At 44.3% G+C, this 20,193-nt stretch carries 20 protein-coding genes; 8 read left to right on the top strand and 12 right to left on the bottom strand.

Annotated features, from left to right (window positions below):
• Positions 1-92 precede the first annotated feature (92 nt).
• The 5 genes from MKX60_RS00250 to MKX60_RS00270 all read right to left on the bottom strand — a co-directional run bounded on the left by MKX60_RS00250 (position 93) and on the right by MKX60_RS00270 (position 5,367).
• Positions 93-1,673: a hydantoinase/oxoprolinase family protein gene (locus MKX60_RS00250; RefSeq protein WP_341058795.1), complete on the bottom strand. Its 1,581-nt coding sequence runs from the start codon at positions 1,671-1,673 to the stop codon at positions 93-95.
• Entirely contained in the window at positions 1,673-2,785 is a 1,113-nt protein-coding gene (locus MKX60_RS00255; protein ID WP_341058796.1) for a DUF917 domain-containing protein, read from the bottom strand. Before MKX60_RS00255 ends, MKX60_RS00250 begins: the two co-directional genes overlap by 1 nt.
• Before the next feature lie 4 nt (positions 2,786-2,789).
• Positions 2,790-4,100, bottom strand: a complete 1,311-nt coding sequence (locus MKX60_RS00260) for a cytosine permease (protein ID WP_341058798.1) — start codon at positions 4,098-4,100, stop codon at positions 2,790-2,792.
• A gap of 37 nt (positions 4,101-4,137) precedes the next feature.
• Complete coding sequence (locus tag MKX60_RS00265) at positions 4,138-4,719, bottom strand: TetR/AcrR family transcriptional regulator (RefSeq protein WP_341058799.1); 582 nt, start codon at positions 4,717-4,719, stop codon at positions 4,138-4,140.
• A 198-nt stretch (positions 4,720-4,917) separates the two neighbouring features.
• The gene (locus MKX60_RS00270; protein WP_341058800.1) at positions 4,918-5,367 is read right to left on the bottom strand and encodes a VOC family protein; all 450 of its coding nucleotides are present in this window, start codon (positions 5,365-5,367) and stop codon (positions 4,918-4,920) included.
• A gap of 96 nt (positions 5,368-5,463) precedes the next feature.
• On the opposite strand from MKX60_RS00270, the gene MKX60_RS00275 reads away from it, so the two are divergent.
• Entirely contained in the window at positions 5,464-6,402 is a 939-nt protein-coding gene (locus MKX60_RS00275; protein ID WP_341058801.1) for a helix-turn-helix transcriptional regulator, read from the top strand.
• 46 nt (positions 6,403-6,448) lie between these two features.
• On the opposite strand, the gene MKX60_RS00280 is transcribed toward MKX60_RS00275, so the two are convergent.
• Positions 6,449-6,886, bottom strand: coding sequence for an Lrp/AsnC family transcriptional regulator (locus MKX60_RS00280; RefSeq protein WP_076300291.1), 438 nt, complete (start codon positions 6,884-6,886; stop codon positions 6,449-6,451).
• A gap of 138 nt (positions 6,887-7,024) precedes the next feature.
• Between MKX60_RS00280 and MKX60_RS00285 the strand changes: the two genes are divergently transcribed.
• From MKX60_RS00285 to MKX60_RS00295, 3 genes are all read left to right on the top strand, one after another.
• A complete protein-coding gene (locus tag MKX60_RS00285) occupies positions 7,025-7,609 on the top strand; it encodes a beta-class carbonic anhydrase (protein WP_076300290.1) in 585 nt (194 codons plus the stop codon).
• A gap of 38 nt (positions 7,610-7,647) precedes the next feature.
• On the top strand, positions 7,648-8,091 hold the full coding sequence (gene cynS / locus MKX60_RS00290; protein WP_283910234.1) for a cyanase: 444 nt from the start codon (positions 7,648-7,650) through the stop codon (positions 8,089-8,091).
• Between the two features lie 104 nt (positions 8,092-8,195).
• The gene (locus MKX60_RS00295) at positions 8,196-9,509 is read left to right on the top strand and encodes a purine/pyrimidine permease (protein ID WP_341058802.1); all 1,314 of its coding nucleotides are present in this window, start codon (positions 8,196-8,198) and stop codon (positions 9,507-9,509) included.
• A gap of 2 nt (positions 9,510-9,511) precedes the next feature.
• Here MKX60_RS00295 and MKX60_RS00300 read toward each other — a convergent pair whose 3' ends face one another.
• Complete coding sequence (locus MKX60_RS00300) at positions 9,512-10,186, bottom strand: MarR family transcriptional regulator (RefSeq protein WP_341058804.1); 675 nt, start codon at positions 10,184-10,186, stop codon at positions 9,512-9,514.
• A 168-nt stretch (positions 10,187-10,354) separates the two neighbouring features.
• Between MKX60_RS00300 and MKX60_RS00305 the strand changes: the two genes are divergently transcribed.
• Complete coding sequence (locus tag MKX60_RS00305; protein ID WP_341058805.1) at positions 10,355-10,978, top strand: NAD(P)H-dependent oxidoreductase; 624 nt, start codon at positions 10,355-10,357, stop codon at positions 10,976-10,978.
• A 1-nt stretch (position 10,979) separates the two neighbouring features.
• On the opposite strand, the gene MKX60_RS00310 is transcribed toward MKX60_RS00305, so the two are convergent.
• Genes MKX60_RS00310 through lpdA form a run of 3 tightly spaced genes read right to left on the bottom strand, consistent with a single transcriptional unit; the run spans position 10,980 to position 14,147 of the window.
• Positions 10,980-12,140: an ABC transporter permease gene (locus MKX60_RS00310; RefSeq protein ID WP_341058806.1), complete on the bottom strand. Its 1,161-nt coding sequence runs from the start codon at positions 12,138-12,140 to the stop codon at positions 10,980-10,982.
• Positions 12,124-12,756 (bottom strand): HlyD family efflux transporter periplasmic adaptor subunit, encoded by a 633-nt coding sequence (locus MKX60_RS00315; RefSeq protein WP_341058808.1) that lies wholly within the window; start codon positions 12,754-12,756, stop codon positions 12,124-12,126. The genes MKX60_RS00310 and MKX60_RS00315 overlap by 17 nt, the downstream gene beginning before the upstream one ends.
• Positions 12,753-14,147: a dihydrolipoyl dehydrogenase gene (gene lpdA, locus MKX60_RS00320; RefSeq protein ID WP_341058809.1), complete on the bottom strand. Its 1,395-nt coding sequence runs from the start codon at positions 14,145-14,147 to the stop codon at positions 12,753-12,755. The genes MKX60_RS00315 and lpdA overlap by 4 nt, the downstream gene beginning before the upstream one ends.
• Positions 14,148-14,343: 196 nt before the next feature.
• On the opposite strand from lpdA, the gene MKX60_RS00325 reads away from it, so the two are divergent.
• The 3 genes from MKX60_RS00325 to MKX60_RS00335 all read left to right on the top strand — a co-directional run bounded on the left by MKX60_RS00325 (position 14,344) and on the right by MKX60_RS00335 (position 16,461).
• Positions 14,344-14,910, top strand: coding sequence for a TetR/AcrR family transcriptional regulator (locus tag MKX60_RS00325; protein WP_076286126.1), 567 nt, complete (start codon positions 14,344-14,346; stop codon positions 14,908-14,910).
• 85 nt (positions 14,911-14,995) lie between these two features.
• On the top strand, positions 14,996-15,982 hold the full coding sequence (locus MKX60_RS00330) for a DUF4003 family protein (protein WP_341058811.1): 987 nt from the start codon (positions 14,996-14,998) through the stop codon (positions 15,980-15,982).
• 20 nt (positions 15,983-16,002) lie between these two features.
• Positions 16,003-16,461, top strand: a complete 459-nt coding sequence (locus tag MKX60_RS00335) for a GNAT family N-acetyltransferase (RefSeq protein ID WP_076286124.1) — start codon at positions 16,003-16,005, stop codon at positions 16,459-16,461.
• A gap of 120 nt (positions 16,462-16,581) precedes the next feature.
• Here MKX60_RS00335 and MKX60_RS00340 read toward each other — a convergent pair whose 3' ends face one another.
• Both MKX60_RS00340 and MKX60_RS00345 read right to left on the bottom strand, forming a co-directional pair.
• Entirely contained in the window at positions 16,582-19,227 is a 2,646-nt protein-coding gene (locus MKX60_RS00340; RefSeq protein WP_341058812.1) for an FtsX-like permease family protein, read from the bottom strand.
• 13 nt (positions 19,228-19,240) lie between these two features.
• The gene (locus tag MKX60_RS00345) at positions 19,241-19,942 is read right to left on the bottom strand and encodes an ABC transporter ATP-binding protein (RefSeq protein ID WP_042184895.1); all 702 of its coding nucleotides are present in this window, start codon (positions 19,940-19,942) and stop codon (positions 19,241-19,243) included.
• Positions 19,943-20,193: the final 251 nt, after the last annotated feature.

Here is a 20,193-nt window from a genome sequence, read left to right on the forward strand (position 1 = left end):
TTAATCCCCTTTCTTTCTTGGTAATGCAATTATAAAGACAAAAAGATCTGCCTCGAAGAGAGTTCACTCCTCAAGGCAGATCCATAATCATCTTATAAACGTCCAGCCGCTTTTACTTTTACCAGCAAGGCATTGCCCGGCAAGTATGCAATCGGAATATCCTCAGACAATACGATCTGAACGGTATCGCGATCTGCACCGGCTAGAACAGCTTGCTCTATTGCATGGCTGCGGGCATCTTCCTTAGCTTCATCATAAGACATTTCGTCCAGGGAATAAATCCGCTCTGTCTCCCCGCTCACCTCACCTAACGCAGCGCCAATTGCATTCGCAGCATCATAGTGATCCGGTCTTACAATCCGTGATACACCTTCAAGCTTGTCTGCCACAAGAATACTTCCGCCACCGACCAAAATGACGTCAACAGGCTCTGAGCTTGTCTTCATCCGATCAATCGCTTCCTCGATATCCCGCGTAATGATCTCATCTGCTCTCTTGCAGATCGATTCATCAAGTGCCTCTGTCTGCGCATCTTTCCACTCGTATCGATTAAGCTTCACCGCCACATCGGTTGCTGTGAGCGTATCACCACCAAAGATGAGGCCGCGCTTCAATAGCTCGTACCCCACGCTATCCGGACCCACTGTTACCTGATCCTGCGTTTCATCCAAGCGAACGATTGTACCGCCGCCGATCCCGATCGATAAGATATCCGGCATGCGGAAGTTCGTGCGAATCCCGCCAATCTCAACCGCAGCGGAGGATTGACGCGGGAAGCCTTGCATCAGGACGCCGATATCTGTCGTGGTGCCACCGATATCAACAACAAGTGCATCATTCAGACCTGACAAGTGTGCCGCGCCCCGAATGGAATTCGTCGGACCGCAAGCAATCGTCAGAATCGGGTAACGAAGCGCATATTCACTGTACATCAGTGTTCCATCGTTCTGACAGATGTATAGGCTCGCGTCAATTCCATAAGTGTGAAGCGCCTCTTCAAAGCCCTTTACGACTCCAGCAATGACGTTAAGTAATGCGCCGTTCAGCAACGACGCGTTCTCACGCTCGAGCAATCCAATACTTCCAATCTCATGAGACAACGTCACAGGCATATCTGCGCCAAGTACTTGCTTCGCTAGTTCTTCGACACGTTTCTCCTGCGAGGTATTCACTGGAGAGAACACACCACAGATCGCAACCGCTTCGACTTCATCCTTCATTTTCAAAAAGCAGTCTAGAATCTCTTCTTCATCCATTTCAACAATCGTGCGCCCATCATATTCATATCCACCATGAACAACATAAGCATGTGGGCAAACCGTTGCCTTAAGTGTATCGTCCCAATCCGCAAGTGGAGGAACCGCAGTTGTTGCCGGTGCCCCGATTCGAATCAAGCCGACTTTCCCCAAGTGCTTGCGCTCTACAATAGCATTCGTACAGTGCGTAGTTCCGAGCATTGCATAACGAATCTGCGCCGGATTCACACTACTCTCTGCTAACAAACGACGGATGGATTCAGTAATGCCTTCATTTACATCACGTGTGGTATGCACTTTTATCGTATGAATGGTGTTTAACTTGGAGTCGAGCAAGGCTGCATCTGTATTTGTCCCGCCGACATCAATCCCAATGCGGTATATTTCTTCCATGTTGTCTACATTCGTATGAGACATTACTCTGCTCCCCCTTTCTCTGCTGCCAATTGTTCAATTGGAACATAAGGTGCATCATAGCCAAAATATTGTGGACCTACCGTCTCGAGGCCCTTTGGTGAACGCCATTTCGGATCACAAGGGAAACCAACCACACTCACCCGGGCACCGTATTTCAAATTCTCAGTCGTGATTGGCATACCGGTGTCCTGGTCAAGCACAGAGATCAGGTCAGGAGTAATAGCAATTGAATGTCCATCTTCTGTGGCAAGAAGGACCTCATTCTGGAAGAACAAAGTCATCGTACGTCCCTTTTTAGCATCTGTACCTTCGAAGATCGCTTCACCGCGTGTAAATCCGCCTTCTGTACGACGGCGAATGTCTACTGCCTTCCCCTGGAACAATGCATATCCATTCAGCTGCTTCAGGAGCATTTCAATTGGATTCTGCTTCAATTCCTTGGACTCGAACAATGTTTTTCCGATCTCATACGCAAGCGTCAAGGTATGTGGGATTGCACTTTGCTTTACCTGCGCTCCAGTTACCGGATAATCACAAATCGAAGCTGATCCGCCCATTTGAATCGTAACCGCACGCGCCATCCGCTCTTCCCAAACACCGTCGATCGCATGCATAAGCACACCGTTGCCGCGTTCATCTGCCATCGTAATCGGACTGCAGTCAATACCGTCCAAGTAGAACGTCACCATTTGCGATTCTGGAAAAGCCCGTCCCATGGCATCCGCATCTACGATAGGAATATTGCGTTCCGCAGCCGTAATTACGGGAACCAGAGAGTTACCGCCACCTACCTCAATCGGCATAATGGCGCTCACCTTGCGTCCAAGCTCTTTCTCAATCATATCCAAAGGCTTGATCATTTGCTGAATCGAAGGAATCTTCTCATTCATAACCGTAGGTGCGCCAATCATGGATATAGGAACAACCAATGCATCGTCCTCCAGATCCTCAGGACTTAATAAATGAACAGGACCATATTTGCGAATGGCTTCCATCGCCATCAATTTACCAATATGCGGGTCACCGCCCCCGCCTGTTCCAAGAACGGCTGCACCAACAGCAATGTATTGCACCGCTTGTTCATTTAATTCTGTTAGTTTGTGATTTCTCATGTTGTTATCCCTTCTTTGTCATGATTTTGCCGACAATCCACTGCACGATAAAGGCGAACATAAACGCATCTAATGCCGGTACGCTCGTGATTTGGAACCATCCAAATCCATCTGGCGCTGCGGTTGTCATAAAAGCGAACAACGTAGCTGCAACCCACACCGCTAAGGAGCGAATCACCCAGTTCTTATTGCGATCCAGACCTTCAAAAGTGAATTTCTTTCGATCTACAAGCAAAAATTCGGACGTGTAGATCCCCCCGATTGGAGAGACAAACACCGTAATAATATTTAGGAAAGATAAAAACTTATCATAGATGCCAAGTACGGCAAGCAACGTAGCAAAGATACCTGCCACAATAGTAATTAGCTTTTTCGGAACCTTTTGGAACACGACAGAGAACCCTAGCGAAGCAGAATATAAATTGTTCGTGTTTGTCGTCCATTGGGCAAGGGTTAAGACGATAATGGCTGGAAGCCCAAGTCCTAGCGCAATGAAAATATTCGTCAGATCATCTGTGTCCATAATTCGAGATAGGAAAATAGCTACAATCGTCATGAAGCTGTTACCCACAAAGAAGCCGATAAAGGCCGCGGTTATAGCATGCTTAGGTGTGCGCGCCCAACGAGCGATATCCGGTGAAAGCACCGTGCCGACAATAAAGATACCAATAACAAGCGAGATCGCTGTCCCCATCGGGATCGCTGCTCCGCTAATCGGTTCCCACACGGCTGAAGCTCCTTTGGTATGGAACGCGGAATAAATAGCCACTCCGATAAACAAGATAAGCAATGGTACGGACCAGGTGCTTAGTCGTTCAATAGATTGATATCCCCAAATAGCTGTAGACATCATCAAAAGCCCACCTATGAATGAAAGCACCCCTAAGGACAGATGAATATCCCATAATTGACTAAAAGCAGTCTGCATATTCGAAGCGAAGAACCCGACCTGCACCCCAAACCAACCGAGTGAGAAAATACCGAGGATAACTGCTACGACACGTGCACCCATATTTCCGAATAGAAACCGAGAGATCATCGATGTCGATAACCCTGTTTTCGCTCCTACATACGCACATAACGCTCCGATCACCCCTAGGATTAACGAACCGATTATTGTTGCTGTGAGTGAATCCGTCAGATTCATTCCATTGCCAAGCTGAGCACCCAAGAACATCGCTGATAGGTCAATCCCGATGGCGATCCAGACGAGCGACATAGATAGCCATTTTTTACGCAAATGCGCTGGAACCGGCTCTCTCTCAAAATCCCCCGAGCTAAGCTCGTTCCCCTTTACTTCACTTACTTCTGCCATTCTCCCCATCCCCTTGTTGTTATCTTCTTCTGTAGCGCTATGAGGACGCACCCTTCCAATACATTTCAAACGCATGGTTCAGCTTACGCTCATAAATTCCCTTAGAAGTGTAATAGAAATACTGCATGCTTAATCCATCCATCAAGTTGAGAAAAGCATCTGCGAGAAGCTGAACGGATTGATCGCGAATTACGCCCTCTTCCATCCCTTTTGAGATGAATTGTTCAATGATCTTCGTCAGCATCGCGTCGGACTCTAGAAATGCTTCCTCAATCGTTTCCTTTAAGAATGCCGGTGGGAAGACCACATACCTCAGTACAATTTTGCTTGCTTCAGGACTCTTCTGATAGAACTCATACTGTCTAGACAATATGCCTCGTAGACTTTCCTGGGCACTCAGTACTTTCTGTTCTTCCGACAGCTCTTGAATATAAGTGTTATAGGACTGCATAGCCTCACGAAAGACCGTCATAAACAAATCCTCTTTATTCTCAAAAAAGGCATAGATCGCCGGAGTCTTCACGCCAACTTCCTTCGTAATTTCAGAGAGAGCCGTACCCTCGTAACCCTTCTCTCCGAATAGTCGCATCGCTACTTCTTTCAACTTGTTTTTGGTCAAGACATTCCACATCCCTTACTTACTTAATTAACGTTAATTAAAAAACACTATACATCTCTATGCATAATAATTCAATAGTTTTCATAAAAAATAAACCTCAATACATGCAAAAAAGCCGACCAACGTCAGGATAATCCCTGAATTATGATCAGCTGAGCGGTGAAATGGGTTTACTTTAAATGCATAAACGTGCTTGGGTTAATGTAATCTTTCATCAAACATGAGTTGAATTTGAATACCAAAGGGATCTTCAATGATACCATAGGCTTTACTAAACACATTACTAGATAAAGGAGCAATAATTTTTACGCGCTCATCCGTGATTAAGCTTTTATAGAAACCTTCAATTTCCTCTAAGTTAGCACTTTGAATACATAATGAAGTGTTATTACCCACTGTATATTTCTCATTCGTATTCATTGTATCTTCTGCTATCATTATTTTTGTTTTTCCGATTAACAGGACAGAGTGAGTAATATAATTCTTATTTTCATCCGTAAGCTGTATGGAGCTGTCACGTTCTGCTAGTTGTTGATAGGTAACACGTAACAATTCCTCTGCATCAAAATGCTTTTTGTAAAATTCTATAGCTTCCTTGGCTCTTCCCTTCATCGATAAGAAAATAGCTACTTCTAATGTTGTACTCATAGTGTAAATCTCCTTCGTATATTTGATATGTGATCTTAAACTTATTATCATATATAAAGGTATCAAAACATGACACCTTAATAAGGAGTTTTTTATATGAAGAAATCAGAACGATTAAATGACATGATGAGATACTTAAACGGGCGAGAGTTTTTCAATCTAAGTGACCTTATGGAGAAATACAATATTTCAAAAAGCACAGCGCTACGTGATGTTACTTCATTAGAACAATTGGGTATGCCTATTTTCGCGGAACATGGAAGACACGGACGTTATGGTATTTTGAAAAATAGATTGTTATCCCCTATTATTTTCACGATAGATGAAGTCTATGCACTGTACTTTGCTATGCTGACGCTAGAATCTTATCAATCTACACCTTTTCATTTAAGTGTTAATAAGCTAAACGAAAAGTTCGAGCACTGTCTATCGAGTACACAAATCAACCAGATTCATAAAATGAAAAAAGTTCTACAATTCGAAATGTATCAGCATAAGCATGTCAGTCGTTTTTTAGATAAAATCCTGGCAAGTATTCTAAATGAATGTGCCTGTAACATTGAATACACAAAAAATAACCAGACTAAAAGCTACCCTGTACAATTCTTCAGAATTTCCGCGAAGTTTGGTCAATGGTATGCTACTGGAATAGAGTTAAATACGAATACATATAGAGTGTTTAGATGCGATCGAATAACCTTCATTGAAGAAGAGGAGAGCAAAGCTCGTTATTCTATAGAAGAACTTCTTAGTCGTTCCTTAGAATTTTATCAATCCGAGAACAGTATTCACTTTGAAGTTGAGATTGCAGAGCAAGCCAAAGATATTTTTTATAAAGAGCATTATCCCTCTATGGAAATAGAAGCTGGACCGATAACCGTCATTAAGGGATTCTATAATCCAGGCGAAGAAGAATTTCTAGCTAATTATTTCATGCGTTATGGTCAGTATGTTAGAGCGGTGAAGCCTGATGCCTTGAAACAAATGATTCAGAATAAAGTTGACAATCTCTTAAATCATTATCAAAAATTATAAATTGGAAAAAGAAAAGAGGGGCCTACGCCCCTCTTTTTTGTATGAATTATGATTTTATTTTTCCAATGGATAGACTCACTCGATAATTGCCATGCTTCAAAAGTTGTGCCAGAAATGCCTCAAGCTCCTCATTCGTAGCAAAATGTCCAGTTAACACATAACATCCTTCTCCGCTAATTCGATGCACTTCGGAAATAGCTTCCTCCTCCATCACGAACTTCTGGAATAAAGGATGATTGGTTGATTCCACAAAAAATGTAATAAAGGCCGTGATAGAAAGACCTAGCTTTGCTTTATTAGTAACGATCGTATATTGTTCGATAACCCCTAAATCTTCTAAACGCCTAATGCGATTTCCGACCGCTTGGCCGGTCATATGTATCTTTTGGCCGATGTCCTTCCACTGAATTCTGGAGTTTTCTTTTAGTAATGCTAGTATCGCAAAATCGATATGATCAAAAATAAAAATCAATCCTTTCGTCATGAAAGCAAATGGATATATAGCGTTTCGCCAACTTATTCAGCATTTAAGCATGAATATCTATACTTAGTTATATCCTGATTCACTAGTTAGTAGCCATTGAAACAGTGATAACTAAAACACTTCAAAGGAGGCCCAAGAATGCTATTACAAGAAATTTTGGAGTATAACGATCAGTTCGTAGAAGACAAGGAGTATCTACCTTATGAGGGAACGAAATTCCCTAAAAAACGCATGATTGTCGTAACGTGTATGGATGCGCGACTGATTGAGCTGCTGCCTAAAGCCCTAAATATACACAATGGGGATGCCAAAGTCATCAAAACAGCAGGTGGAACGATTACCCATGCATTTGGAAGCATCATGCGCAGCATCGTAACGGCTGTCTACGAACTGAATGCGGAAGAAATTTATATCATCGGTCACCACAATTGTGGCATGAGTCAAAGTAACCCTGAAGGAACACTTCAAAAAATAATGGATCGCGGAGTCGCGACACCAGAAATTCTTTCTTCACTTGAATATGCAGGTATCGATCTTCATAAATGGTTGTTCGGCTTTACGAATGTCGTAGATTCGATTAAAGGAAACATAGATCTGGTGCGAAATCATCCGCTCATTCCGAAAGAGGTAGCTGTTCATGGTCTGGTGATAGCACCAGACACTGGTAAACTCGATCTGATTGTAAATGGATATGAACAATTAACAGGCCACGACAAGCACTAAGCGATACTCATTATACTAAACTAAAGGGAGCAATGAAAATGAATAGAAAAGAAGCGACACAACAGATATTGGACGCTAAATTTGCAAAAGGATTAACTTGGGGCGAAATCGCAAAGGAAAGCGAGCATTCAGAAAGCTGGGTTGTAACTGCACTGTTGGGCCAAGCGACAATGACGCGTAATGAAGCAGATAAAATGGGGAAATTGCTTGAACTCGACGAACAAGTTGTTCAAGCACTCACACAAATCCCACACCGTGGCGATGTCATCGATATGCCGCCTACAGATCCAGGACTGTATCGCCTATACGAAATGCTGCTTGTATACGGTCCAACGATTAGAGAACTTGTTTTGGAGAAGCTTGGCGAAGGTATCATGAGCGCGATCGATTTCCAATTCGACGTACAAAAGCAAGAAGATCCAAACGGTGACCGCATCATTCTGACGATGAACGGAAAGTTTTTGCCATATCGCAAATGGTAATAGATTAAGAAGCGAGCCAGCCACCTTTTAACGATTTCACATCGAAAGGTGGCTTTCATTTTCCTTATAGATTGTATAGTTAACAATAGTAAAGGTGAGTTGATATGGAGAACAAACGTGTTACCGATAGTCTCAGCACTGTACAATGGTTCATTTTTTTGCTAGCCAATGCAGTCGCTCTGCCCATTGTCATTGGAGGTATTTTTCAATTGTCGTTTGAACAAATTTCAACCTTAATGCAGCGGACATTTTTCGTTGTAGGAATCAGTTCATTTATTCAGGGATGGTTAGGACATAAATACCCTATTGCAGATGGTCCTGCGGGATCATGGGTAAGTATCTTTGTCATATTAGGCAACTTAGCCTTAATTCAAGGGCAAGATCAAATGTATGCATTACAAATTCTAGAAGGAGGATTAATCGTAGCCGGGCTTGTTCTCTTCGTATTAGGAACTACAGGGCTAGTTTATAGGCTTCAATTTTTATTTACACCCTTAGTTTCGGGTTCATTTTTATTCATTCTCGCCTTGCAATTAAGCGGTGTATTAGTCAAGGGCATGCTTGGGTTACAGGGAACAAGCGCCGAACCAGATGTTATGGCAGCACTCATATCCTTTTTTATTTTTGGACTTGTTATTTTTCTCTCTATTAAAGGAAGAGGATGGATTAGTAGTTACGCCGTACTGATTGGAATCGGCTTAGGTTCGGCATTATTTGCAGCATTCGGGAAAGTGGAGCCAACATTTACAGATTCAACTCCCGTCTTGAAGTTCCCTCATATTTTTGCTTGGGGAGTACCTCAATTCGATCTAGGGATCGTGATTACCTCACTGTTGTTTACGTTTTTGTTAGTATCCAATACAATTTCGTCTATTTCCGCTGTAAAACAAGTAGTTCCGGTTTTACCGAAAGATGAAAAAACAGCATTAAGTCGAGGGATTTGGACGGGAGGGATCTCTCATATACTAGCCGCCCTATTCTCAACGATAGGAGTTGTTCCATTGCCAGCCTCGGCGGGCTTTATGAAATTAACAGGGCAAAAGCGAATTGGGCCATTTCTTATGGCCTGTATGTTACTAACCGTTATCGCCCTTATGCCATCCGTTGTCAATGTGCTAGCGTTACTTCCAGCTCCTGTAGCCAGTGCAGCACTTCTAGCTACTTTTGTACAAATCGTAGGGATTGCATTCCAATCCTTGCTACAGGAACAGCTTGATCATCGCCGATTAACGATACTAGGAATAACGTTGTTGGTAAGCATTGGACTTATGTTTTTGCCTCCAGCGGTATTTCAGAGTCTTCCTTCCACACTTCGATATATTTGCAGTAATGGTCTGCTTGTCGGCACTATACTGGCCATGCTTTTAGAGCAAATTTGGAAAGCTGAAAAGAAAATAAGCCACTATCAGAAATTATAAAGCTACTCAAAAGTGGTAAAAAACACATCTTGAAGAATGGCCTTAGCTTTCTTAAGATTGCGTGTATCAAGTTGGTTAAGCATGTCTACGATTTGACTCATTTCATCGGTTTCCATTGCCTCATGAGATTCTCCAGCATTTAATCGTTCTTCTTCAGCAACCGATTCCGGATGAACCCATGATGCTTCTAAAGTATCCTCGAACGCTTGGATCAGAAATAACAATTCATCTGTGTTATATCTCTGTAGAAACCGATTTATCCCTTTATTCATCTCTTTATGTAGTGCTTGATGCAAATCGAATATTTCTTTTCCAAGAGGTGTTGTAAGAAACAGCACTTCTTTTTTATTATCGGGGAGAAACTCCGTGCGAATAATTTGCTGCAGAACTAATTTTCTAGTGATTTTGGACACGCTACCTTTCGGAATTCCGAAATGCTTCGAAATGGTAGTGCCATTCACCGGCTCAAGCTGTCCAATTGCATCGATTACATGCAGCATCATGACTGTGGAGTCTTGGAGGAAATCAATGATAAGGGGATTACTACAGTTCTGAATCAGCCACGCCTTCTCTTCATCATCCTCCGATTGAAATCGCTTTTGTAATTGGGGAATCATATCTATCAATTTTTTTATCATAATATCCTTATTAGGTAAGTTCTCGAAAGAATGCGTCACTGTTAAGTCTCCTCGTAAATTCATCTTATGCTCATTTTAACAAGACACAGCTCATAAATAAAGTTTCCCAGAAATAATATTGACAATAAGGAAACTTAAAACGTATTATTGTTTCCATGGTTAATATTTAATTTCTAGGAAACAATAAAACGAAGAGAAGGTATTTATATGAATGTCTTAGTTATTTTTGATCATCCCTACGGAGCATCAGCGTCCGGGAATATCCCACATCAGCGAAGCTATTCCGCAGCCTTATTAGCCTCCGTAATGCGAGGTCTTACCACCAAAGGTCATACGATTGATCTTATCGATCTGCATGCCGATGGATTTGATCCAGTCATGTCGCGCGAAGAACTTGCTGCTTGGCGACAAAAGAAAACCACCGACCCCCTAGTCGCCAATTATCAGCAACGGCTTTTGGCAGCAGATCATATCGTCTTCCTATTCCCCATTTGGTGGGAGGCCATGCCCGCTCTCACCAAAGGCTTTCTTGATAAGGTATTCGCAAAAGGTATTGTCTACGAGGAAATTAAACCTGGAAGGCCCTTCAAATGCTTGCTCACGAATCTTAAAGGAGTGTCACTGCTGACCGTAATGAACACGCCCGACTTCTTTTATCGCTGGATTTTTGGCAACCCCATCACCAAAATTCTGTTCAGAGGGACCTTCCGCAAAATGGGAATACGGAAGAACCTCCGTTGGTATAATTATGCCGGGATGTCAGATCGCAGCTTAGAAGAACGGGTGAAGCATCTTAATAAAACAGAACAACGTTTTGCACGACTAGAGTAGATTAGATTACTGAAGCTGGGACTGATTTCGAGAGCTGAACCTCGGGTTTGTTCGCCTCCCTGAGCACCAGCAATCCGATGAATAAGGACACAACACCAATAATGATCAGCAGTGCTCCCAGCTCCTGGCTGTAGGCTGTTAACGCCACATCCCGAAAAGCCATCCCGCGTATAAGGCGATTAAGCCAGTTCATCGGCAATGCCCAAGCGGAAATTTGAAAAAACTCCGGAAACGCTAATGGGCTCAATTGGATTCCAGTGGCAAGAAACGACGGATACAATACGAAATTAGTTCGTAAATTAACTTTGGATACGTCTTTGGCAGTATAACCAATCAACAGGCCCATAAGTGACAGAGCAAAGGCATACACAAACAGCGGAATAATAAAAAGATAAGGCTCTGCTTCAAAGCGCATTCCCCCTACCTGCTTTAATAAGCCATAACACAGGAGCAGCGAGATCGTTGATAAAACAGCGTAAGGTACACTACGAACCCAAATCTGCCAAGGAGACTTCCCGTTTGCAAAAAGTTTCCCCCCCTGCCGCAAGCGAGGGGCAATTGAACCTGCTGCGCTTGTTGTAATCATCAGCACCACAATATTCACAAATCCAATGACCATAAAGCTCACATAACTTGTGGTCGGATTAAACAACATCCGCTGCTGCAGGGACAACGGAGAAGCAAGTCCTTTAGAGGTTTCGGCATCCATCCCCTTTTGGAGGAGACGGGTCATAGAAAGAGTCATATTTTCCGTCTGGATGACTTCCTGAATCGCAGTTCGGATGCCGGTTAGACCTGATGGCATGGTGTTATCCATTAAGAAGCCGAGATTCGTTGATATCCCCTGCTGCTGATGCAGCCCTAACGCTTTGGGAAGGGTGATGACCGCGACAGCCTGCTCATTTGCCAATAATGTTTCTGGATCTAAGGGGCTGGCATACACATTAGTTACCTTCATATATGGAGAAGCATTTATTTTAGAGATCAGCTGTCGTGAATACGAGCTGTGATCCTCATCAATGACTACAACATGCGATTCGCTGATTTGATTCTTCGAGAACATCAAGCCAAAAAATATAGCCGCGATAAGCGGACCAATAAAAATCAGGCGTAAATACTTACTGCCCGCCACGTACTTCCACTCGTCAATCAGTGATTTCATCGAGCTTCACCTCCGCTGTCATCCCCGGAAGCAAATCAGCATTCGCATCCATAGCTATACGGACAAGAAACATGCTTAAATCGGCTTGCCCTTTTTCACGTGACATGCGTAAGCTCGTAAATTGAGGGGCGGCTGCGATGGAAGTAACCACACCCGTCACCTCGGCTTTATGGTCCAAATACGGAAAATGAACGTCGATACTTTGATTCACCTTTAACTTTTGGATTTCGCTCTCCTGTATGTAAAGGTCTGTATAAAAGTTGTTTTTTTGCAAAACCGCCATTGGCATTCCTAGCTGTATTTGATCTCCCGGCTTCACAACAATCCTGTTGACCGATCCGTCCTCCGGCGCGAGTACATCTGTTTCTCCTTCTTCAGCGGATTTAACCTTGAACAATACCTCTCCCTGTTTTATAGAATCACCTACAGCCACACTGACCTCTACAATTGACCCTGGACTGTTCTGATAAAATATAGTCTTTTGCTCTGCATCAAGAATCCCTTGTTTCCTGCTCTCAGCTTGACTGACAGCATCCTTTCCTTTTATAGCAAGTAGCGAACCTCCAACGATTAACGCAATCGCAATTCCAATATATAAACCTGCTTTTATCTTCATTTCCCACTCTCTCCCCTTACCATTTTTTTAGCCGTATTTTCGGCAGCTTCCATAATCACTTCTCCCAATGTGGGATGAGGGTGAATGGTCATCGCCAAATCCTCTACAGTTGCTCCCATCTCAATAGCAAGGGCAAGCTCCGACACTAGTGTAGATGCTTCTACTCCAACAATTTGGGCACCCATAACGATTCCCGAGGTCGGGTCCGCTACAATTTTGACGAACCCTTCCGTTTCCCTCAAGGCCAATGCTCTTCCGTTAATCCCAAAAGAAGATTTGCCAATAACCAGCGGGATGCCTTTTGCCTTTGCTTCTGTTTCACTTAAGCCAACACTGGCCAGCTCTGGATCAGAAAAAACAACAAGCGGAATGGCTCTATAATCAACCTCGGAGGAAAGACCGGCAATGGCTTCTGCCGCAATTTTAGCTTCATAGGACGCTTTGTGAGCAAGGGCTGGACCCGACGTAATATCCCCAATTGCAAAAATATTCGGGATAGCCGTTCTGCACTGTTCATCTGTCTCAATGAAACCCCTGCTCGTCACTGGCAAACCTATACGGTCCAGCCCTAAATCACCGTCTGTATTTGGTTTTCTGCCGACAGTGACTAACACATATTCCGCTGTCACATGCAGCTGCTCCTGATTTTTCAAATAATGCAGTGTAATGGCGTCTGCACTCTGCACTACGTTCACAGCTGTCGCTCCGGTAATCATCTTAATCCCATCAGCTTTCAACTGCCTTCCAACAGGGCTCACAAGCTCCGCCTCAAATCCAGGCAGCACTTGATCTCCTCCCTCCAGAATCGTTACCGTTGTTCCAAATTTGGCATACATTTGCCCCAGCTCAACGCCTATATATCCACCGCCAATAACTACTAGGCTAGTTGGAACTTCACGGAGCGACAGAGCTTCTGTCGAAGACAAAACACGTCCGCCAACTGGAAAGGCTTGCAGCTCAATCGGACGTGATCCTGTGGCTAAGATGGCATTTTTAAAAGAAATGCTTTGCTCTTGTCCGGACTGACTGATAATAGCGGTATGCTCATCGACCAATCTGGCCTCCCCTTCCAAAATGCTCACACCTGCAGTCTTTAATAAATAGCCAACTCCACCTGCCTGCTTATTCACAATTCCTTGCTTGAAATCCTGAGCATTCTTAAATGACACTGCCGCATCCGCAGAACTGAACGGTCTAAGCAACTCGTAACGATGGGATTCAGCAATTAATGCTTTGGAGGGAATACACCCAACATTAGTGCAGACCCCACCTAGCTGATTACGTTCAACAATCGCCGTTCTCATTCCAAGTTGTGAAGATCGCAGCGCCGCCACATACCCACCCGGACCTGATCCAATGACCAACGTTTCTACGAACTCAAGATTCCCCATCTCCTGATACCTCCTGTACCTGCTATTTTAAAATATGATGATCGTAATATATTATTACCATCATATTTTAAAACCGTCAACAACCGTGTTTATCCTTTCATAAGCAGACAGTGCTCAGAATCGTTAAATTGACAGGCTTTATTATGATGCATATAATATTTTAAAAGTAGAATTATGAAGCTATGGAGTGATTATGATGCCCTATCCCAAAGGCCATAAAATAAAAGTACGGAATACGATTGTTGAAAGTGCTGCCCAGGCTTTTCGCACCCATGGCATTCATGATGTAAGTGTTCCATTCATTATGAAGGGAGCCGGATTGACTCACGGCGGGTTTTATTCACATTTTGACAACAAAGAACAACTCGTCGCCGAAGCCTGCCGGTATGCCATCAGCGATACCATCGCACTTTTGCAGAAGGTCGCGGACCAGGAAGAGCAGAACCCCAAAATCAATGCGGTCATTGACTATTATTTAAGTCCGTATCACCGCGACAAAACGGAGATGGGCTGTATTATCCCTGCCCTTTCTGCCGAGATATCTCATTCTTCCGAAGAAGTTCGGCAAGTATTCACCCAGGAACTGGAGCGGATGACTGCTTTTATCTCCGATCTGGCGGGAATTGAACCCTCCAAAGGTAGCGCACTGTTCAGCACCATGGTTGGCTCTCTAGTTCTTGCAAGGACTGTAAATGACCCTGAACTGAGCGACAGCCTTCTTTCGTCAGGCAAACGGTATGCTAAAGAGCTGGTTACGATCTAAAAACAATAAACACCCCAAACAAATGAATCCAACTCAGAAAATTTTCGTAATATTATGAATTATAGATAACTGAGGGGTGTATCCAATGAATGAGCAGTATGCTGCAAGGGTTGAATTGTTCGCAGAGAACGCGCAGAGGATCAAAAAGGCTTTTCCTTGGCATAATGCAATGGTTAGCCGTTTGGCGGGGTTACTGTACACAGCAGAGAATAAAAGTGCAGATGAGGATGCGATTCGTGCGAGCCACGAGCTTATTAAAGAAAATACCGGAATGTTTTCTTCGTTTAGGGGGAATTCGGCAATCAGTATTGCTACTATGCTCTCTCTTTCTGCTGACAAGGAACAACAGCTTGCAAACACACTGACCGTGTATGACTTATTGAAGGACGTCAAATTTAGAGCCTCTGATTATCTCGTCGTTGCCGCTTATCAAATCGCCGCTAATACGACAACAGATCAGTATCAGCGTACGGTAGAACGCGCAAAGATGTTTTACGATAGTATGAAAGCGAAGCACCGTTTCCTTACCGGACATGATGATTATATCTTCTCTGCCATGCTCGGCCTTTCCGATATCGACGTGGACAGCGGCATCGACCGGATGGAGCAGCTTTACACTACACTAAAGCCTGAATTTATGTCGGGGAACAGTGTGCAAGCTCTAACACAGGTACTGGTTCTTGGAAAAGAAGCTTCAGAAGCAGCGGATCGTGTACTGGCATTACGAGATGCGTTCCGTGCACATGGCATCCGGTTAGATAAGGAATATACCCTTTCTTCGCTGGGCGTGCTAACTTTGCTCTCCTCCAACAATAAGGACATGGTTACGGAAGTCTCAGAGACCTTCGAATTACTGCGTACCAAAAAAGGCTTTGGCAGCTGGTCCATTGTAAAGCAGGAATTGCTACTGCTGTCAGCTGCGCTGGTAGCCTTCAAATATGTAGAGGATGTGCAAAGCGGCATTGTAAGCTCGATGCTTTCCACCAGCATCACTAATATTGTGATCGCACAGCAGGCTGCTCTTGCTGCGGCTGCGTCAGCTGCGGCTGCAGCTTCATCTTCTTCAAATTAAGTGGAAATGCGAGGGAAGACATGGACTCGATACAACCAATTACCGCTAGAAATGAAGAATGTTTATACCGTCTACTGAATATTTGGGAATTATCTGTGCGGCATACACATCTATTCCTGTCTGAACAGGACATTGATGCGTTGCGGCCACTGGTTATACAAGGGATGGAGCATATAAGTCATCTGCTTGCTTTTATAGATGACCATGACCAATCGCTTGGATTCATAGGGATTCAGGATAACAAGATTGAAATGCTATTCGTAGAACCTGCTGCAATGGGAAAAGGAATTGGTAAATCGCTCGTTGCTTATGCTATACAGACACTGAACGTACGCTACGTTGATGTAAATGAACAAAATCCGCAGGCCTTAGGTTTCTATGAGCATATGGGTTTTCAAGTTTATGAGCGTTCTGCACTGGATGAACAGGGCAATCCTTTTCCTATCTTGCATATGAAGTTATCGATCGACTCACGTTAAAATATTCCATCGCCTCTCAAAGCAAAAGAGACCGCTTCGAGTAGCCATAACAATGGCTGTTCGAAGCGGTCCTTTGTGTTTAAGTAGGATCAACTTTTGTTTTTGGTGTGGAAGCTCCGCTTATTCTACCGACTTCAACGCCTCAATCATATGAATCCGTTTGAGCTTAATATGCATGAAAGCCATGACTATCCCTGAGAATAGCAGTGTTAAGAGTGCGGCATACACATAGCTTGGCCACTTAATAATCGGCGCGAACATCGTCGCATCCAGCTCAGCTGTATTCAAGACGAAGCTGTGCAATATAATGCCAAGACCCGATCCGGCTACAATGCCAAGTAGGCTTAGCAGCATATTCTCGCGGTAAATATACAACGTTACTTCCTTATCATAAAATCCCAATACCTTGATGGTTGATAGTTCCCTGATCCGCTCAGAGACATTAATATTGGTCAAATTGTAGAGGACGACAAAAGCTAATGCAGCAGCCGATACAATGAGTACCAAGGTTACAACATCCATACTCTTCATGGTGTCATCAAAGGCAGTACCTACGTTGCTGGAAAAGCTGACCGCGGCCACCCCCTCATTGTCCGTTAGCTTCTCGCCGAACTTGTCCTCCCATGCTTTATCGTGCGTGGTATACTTCAGCAGCTCTGTGTTGAACACCGGTTCTTGTCCAAATACGGAAGAATAATACGCAGGTGTCATATAAACATAGTGCATTACATAGTTCTCTGTAATCCCTATGACCTTAATCTTGAATGTCTCGTTATCCTTGTCCACCACATTCAACTGGTCGCCGGGCTCAAGCCCGTATAATTTAGCCAGCTTCTCCGAGATTATAGCGCCCTCGTCCGAAAGCGTGCGTTTTTCTCCACTCACTCGATCCCGCAGCTCCACATAATCGGATATCGCATCAACAGATGCAGGGATGAACATATGCACATCCTGATCATTTACACCACTGCTGTGCGCTTTCATCGTTTCCTGTGCCACACTTAGTGATCCAGTTATAGTGGACTCGCCAGTGATCAATTGCTCGTAGGCATCCCGCGCATCAGCAGACGCATCTTCATGCAGCGCTACAAGTGCATCATATTTCATAATCGTGCCGAACTGCTGAGGGGCAATGCTGCCGATCGAGTCTTTAAGACCAAACCCGGTCAGAATCAGCGCCGTACAGCCGGCCACGCCGAACACAGTCATGAACATCCGCTGCTTGTAGCGGAATAAATTCCGTGCGGTAACTTTCTGAACAAAGCTCAGCCGTTTCCATACAAACGTAACTCTCTCCAGTAGAATCCGCTGCCCGCTCTTTGGCGCCTTCGGACGCATTAACACAGAAGCATTGCTACGCAGCTCTACACGTGCGGCAATCCAAGCCGTCAATGTAGTGCAGATAAGCGCCACTATAATGGAAATGATGGAATACGACGGATAGAAGCTTTTGATAAGCTTCGGCAGATTATAAAGCGAACTGTACGCATTATAGATAATGGTTGGAAACATGGTAAAACCGAGCGCAAGTCCCGCAACCGAAGCCGTCAAGCTGGCAAGTGTACCATAAACCAAGAATTTGGCCATAATGTCACGGTTGCCATACCCAAGCGCTTTAAGTGTCCCGATCTGCAAACGATGCTCCTCGACCATTCGAGTCATAGTCGTCAAGCTGACCAGCGCAGCAATCAGGAAAAAGAATACCGGGAAAGCACTCGCAATTGCCGATAATCGATCAGCGTTGTCTTTATATTCGGCATATCCCGGATTGGCACTGCGGTCAGTGACATAGACCTTCGGGAGCCCTAGTTCTGCAAGCTTTTGCTCCCCTGCAGCCAGTTCCGCCTTGGCAGAGACCAGCCCATCAGCAATGGCTTTCATGTTTGCAGCTTGTCCCTGCTGCACCACTTCTGGCTGGCGCTTTAAATCGGCGAGCTGCTTCTCGGCGGCGGCCACCTTGCCTCGTCCACTGGACAGCTCTTTCTCGCCTTCCACGCGCATCTCCGCAAGCCGAGCTTCCGGCACACTGGACATCGCCTGCTCTACTGACTTGGTATGCTGTTCGATCAATCCCTCATACTCTGGTGAATAAGCCTTCACTCCGGTTGTATCCTTGAAGGATAGATAGGCTTCCGTATAGACCGGGAGCTTAAAATCTGACTTTAGGATCGCTGCGAATGCATCCGCCGTCCCTTTACCAATTCCGCTGGTGCCCCGGGTACTCTTCTCTATAAATTGAGGACTTCGCACAAAGCCCACAACAGTATAATTCAATGTTTCAAAGTTGTTCGACAACTCCGCATCCGTTCCAGCTCCGCTGAACGTTATTTTGTCGCCCAGCGCATACTTTCCAGCCAGCTTGTCATCCAATACGATTTCTCCGGAATCCTCTGGAAGACGTCCTTCAATCACACTGTACTGGTTAAGAGGTTTATCTGAATTGTAAGAATGGACTTTGAGTATCAAAGCATTATCGCCGCTGAACACATCTGCGCTGTAACCCGGCTGGACTTCATCGATCCCCGGTACATCGCTCAGCAGATCTATGTTATCTTCGGTCAGACCATAGTTGGTCTGCACCTTCAGATCCATTAGTCTCGTCTCTTGATAAAAGGTTCCGGCTGTATCCAGCATATCTGGACCGGCTGACTTGATGCCAGAAAAGAAACTAACGCCCAGCATAATGATTGCAAAAATCGAAATAAATCGGGCCTTAGTGTGCCTAATTTCACGAAAAATATCTTTCCATAACGCACGCTTTTTCATAGATGCCTTCTCCTTACCATTCGATATCTTCAACGGATACTGGCGAAGGATTGGTTACCATCTTCCGTACCTTAGCATTATTAATCTCAATAACCCGGTCTGCCATTGGCGCAATCGCCAAATTATGCGTGATTACGATGACCGTAGTGCCTGTGTTACGGCAGGTATCCTGAAGCAGCTTAAGCACTTGCTTACCAGTATTGTAATCTAGCGCACCTGTTGGCTCATCGCAGAGGAGCAGCTTCGGCTGTTTAGCTAGCGCTCTGGCGATAGCGACACGTTGCTGCTCGCCACCAGACAGCTGAGCCGGAAAATTATCCAGCCGTGCACCTAATCCCACATCCTCCAGCACCTTACGCGCATCTAGTGCACGCGGGGAAATCTGAGAAGCAAGCTCAACATTCTCCAGTGTGGTAAGATTCGGCACTAAGTTATAGAACTGGAACACAAAACCCACGTCATTGCGGCGGTAGCCCGTCAACTCCTTGGCACTGAACTTGGCAATGTCCGTACCGTCCACAATGACCTGGCCTTCGTCAGCAGAATCCATCCCGCCAAGAATATTAAGCACCGTCGATTTACCCGCACCGCTGGGGCCGACAATCACTGCAAACTCACCTTTATTTATCTCAAAATCAATTCCGTCGTTGGCAACAATCACACTTTCACCCATTTTGTAACGCTTGTACTCATTTTTGACAGCAACAAAGCTCATTTTCCATCCTCCTGTCTCTATCCAAACCAAGCCTAATCACTTTACATTGTTTCAGTTTATCATAATTAGAACGCCCAAGCCCGAATGGCAAACCCTCATTACTCAAGGATAAATTCACATCATTAATAAGTTCATTTTTTTGTAACAATAATGTAACAAGGAAATTTTACCGTAAACGATACTTAGTCAATTGATAATGTTATAATCACTTTGTTTTATTCACTCTTTTCAGGCAAGAGTGAAAGAACAAG

It is taken from the genome of Paenibacillus sp. FSL R5-0914 (assembly GCF_038004525.1).
Taxonomy (GTDB): domain Bacteria; phylum Bacillota; class Bacilli; order Paenibacillales; family Paenibacillaceae; genus Paenibacillus_AQ.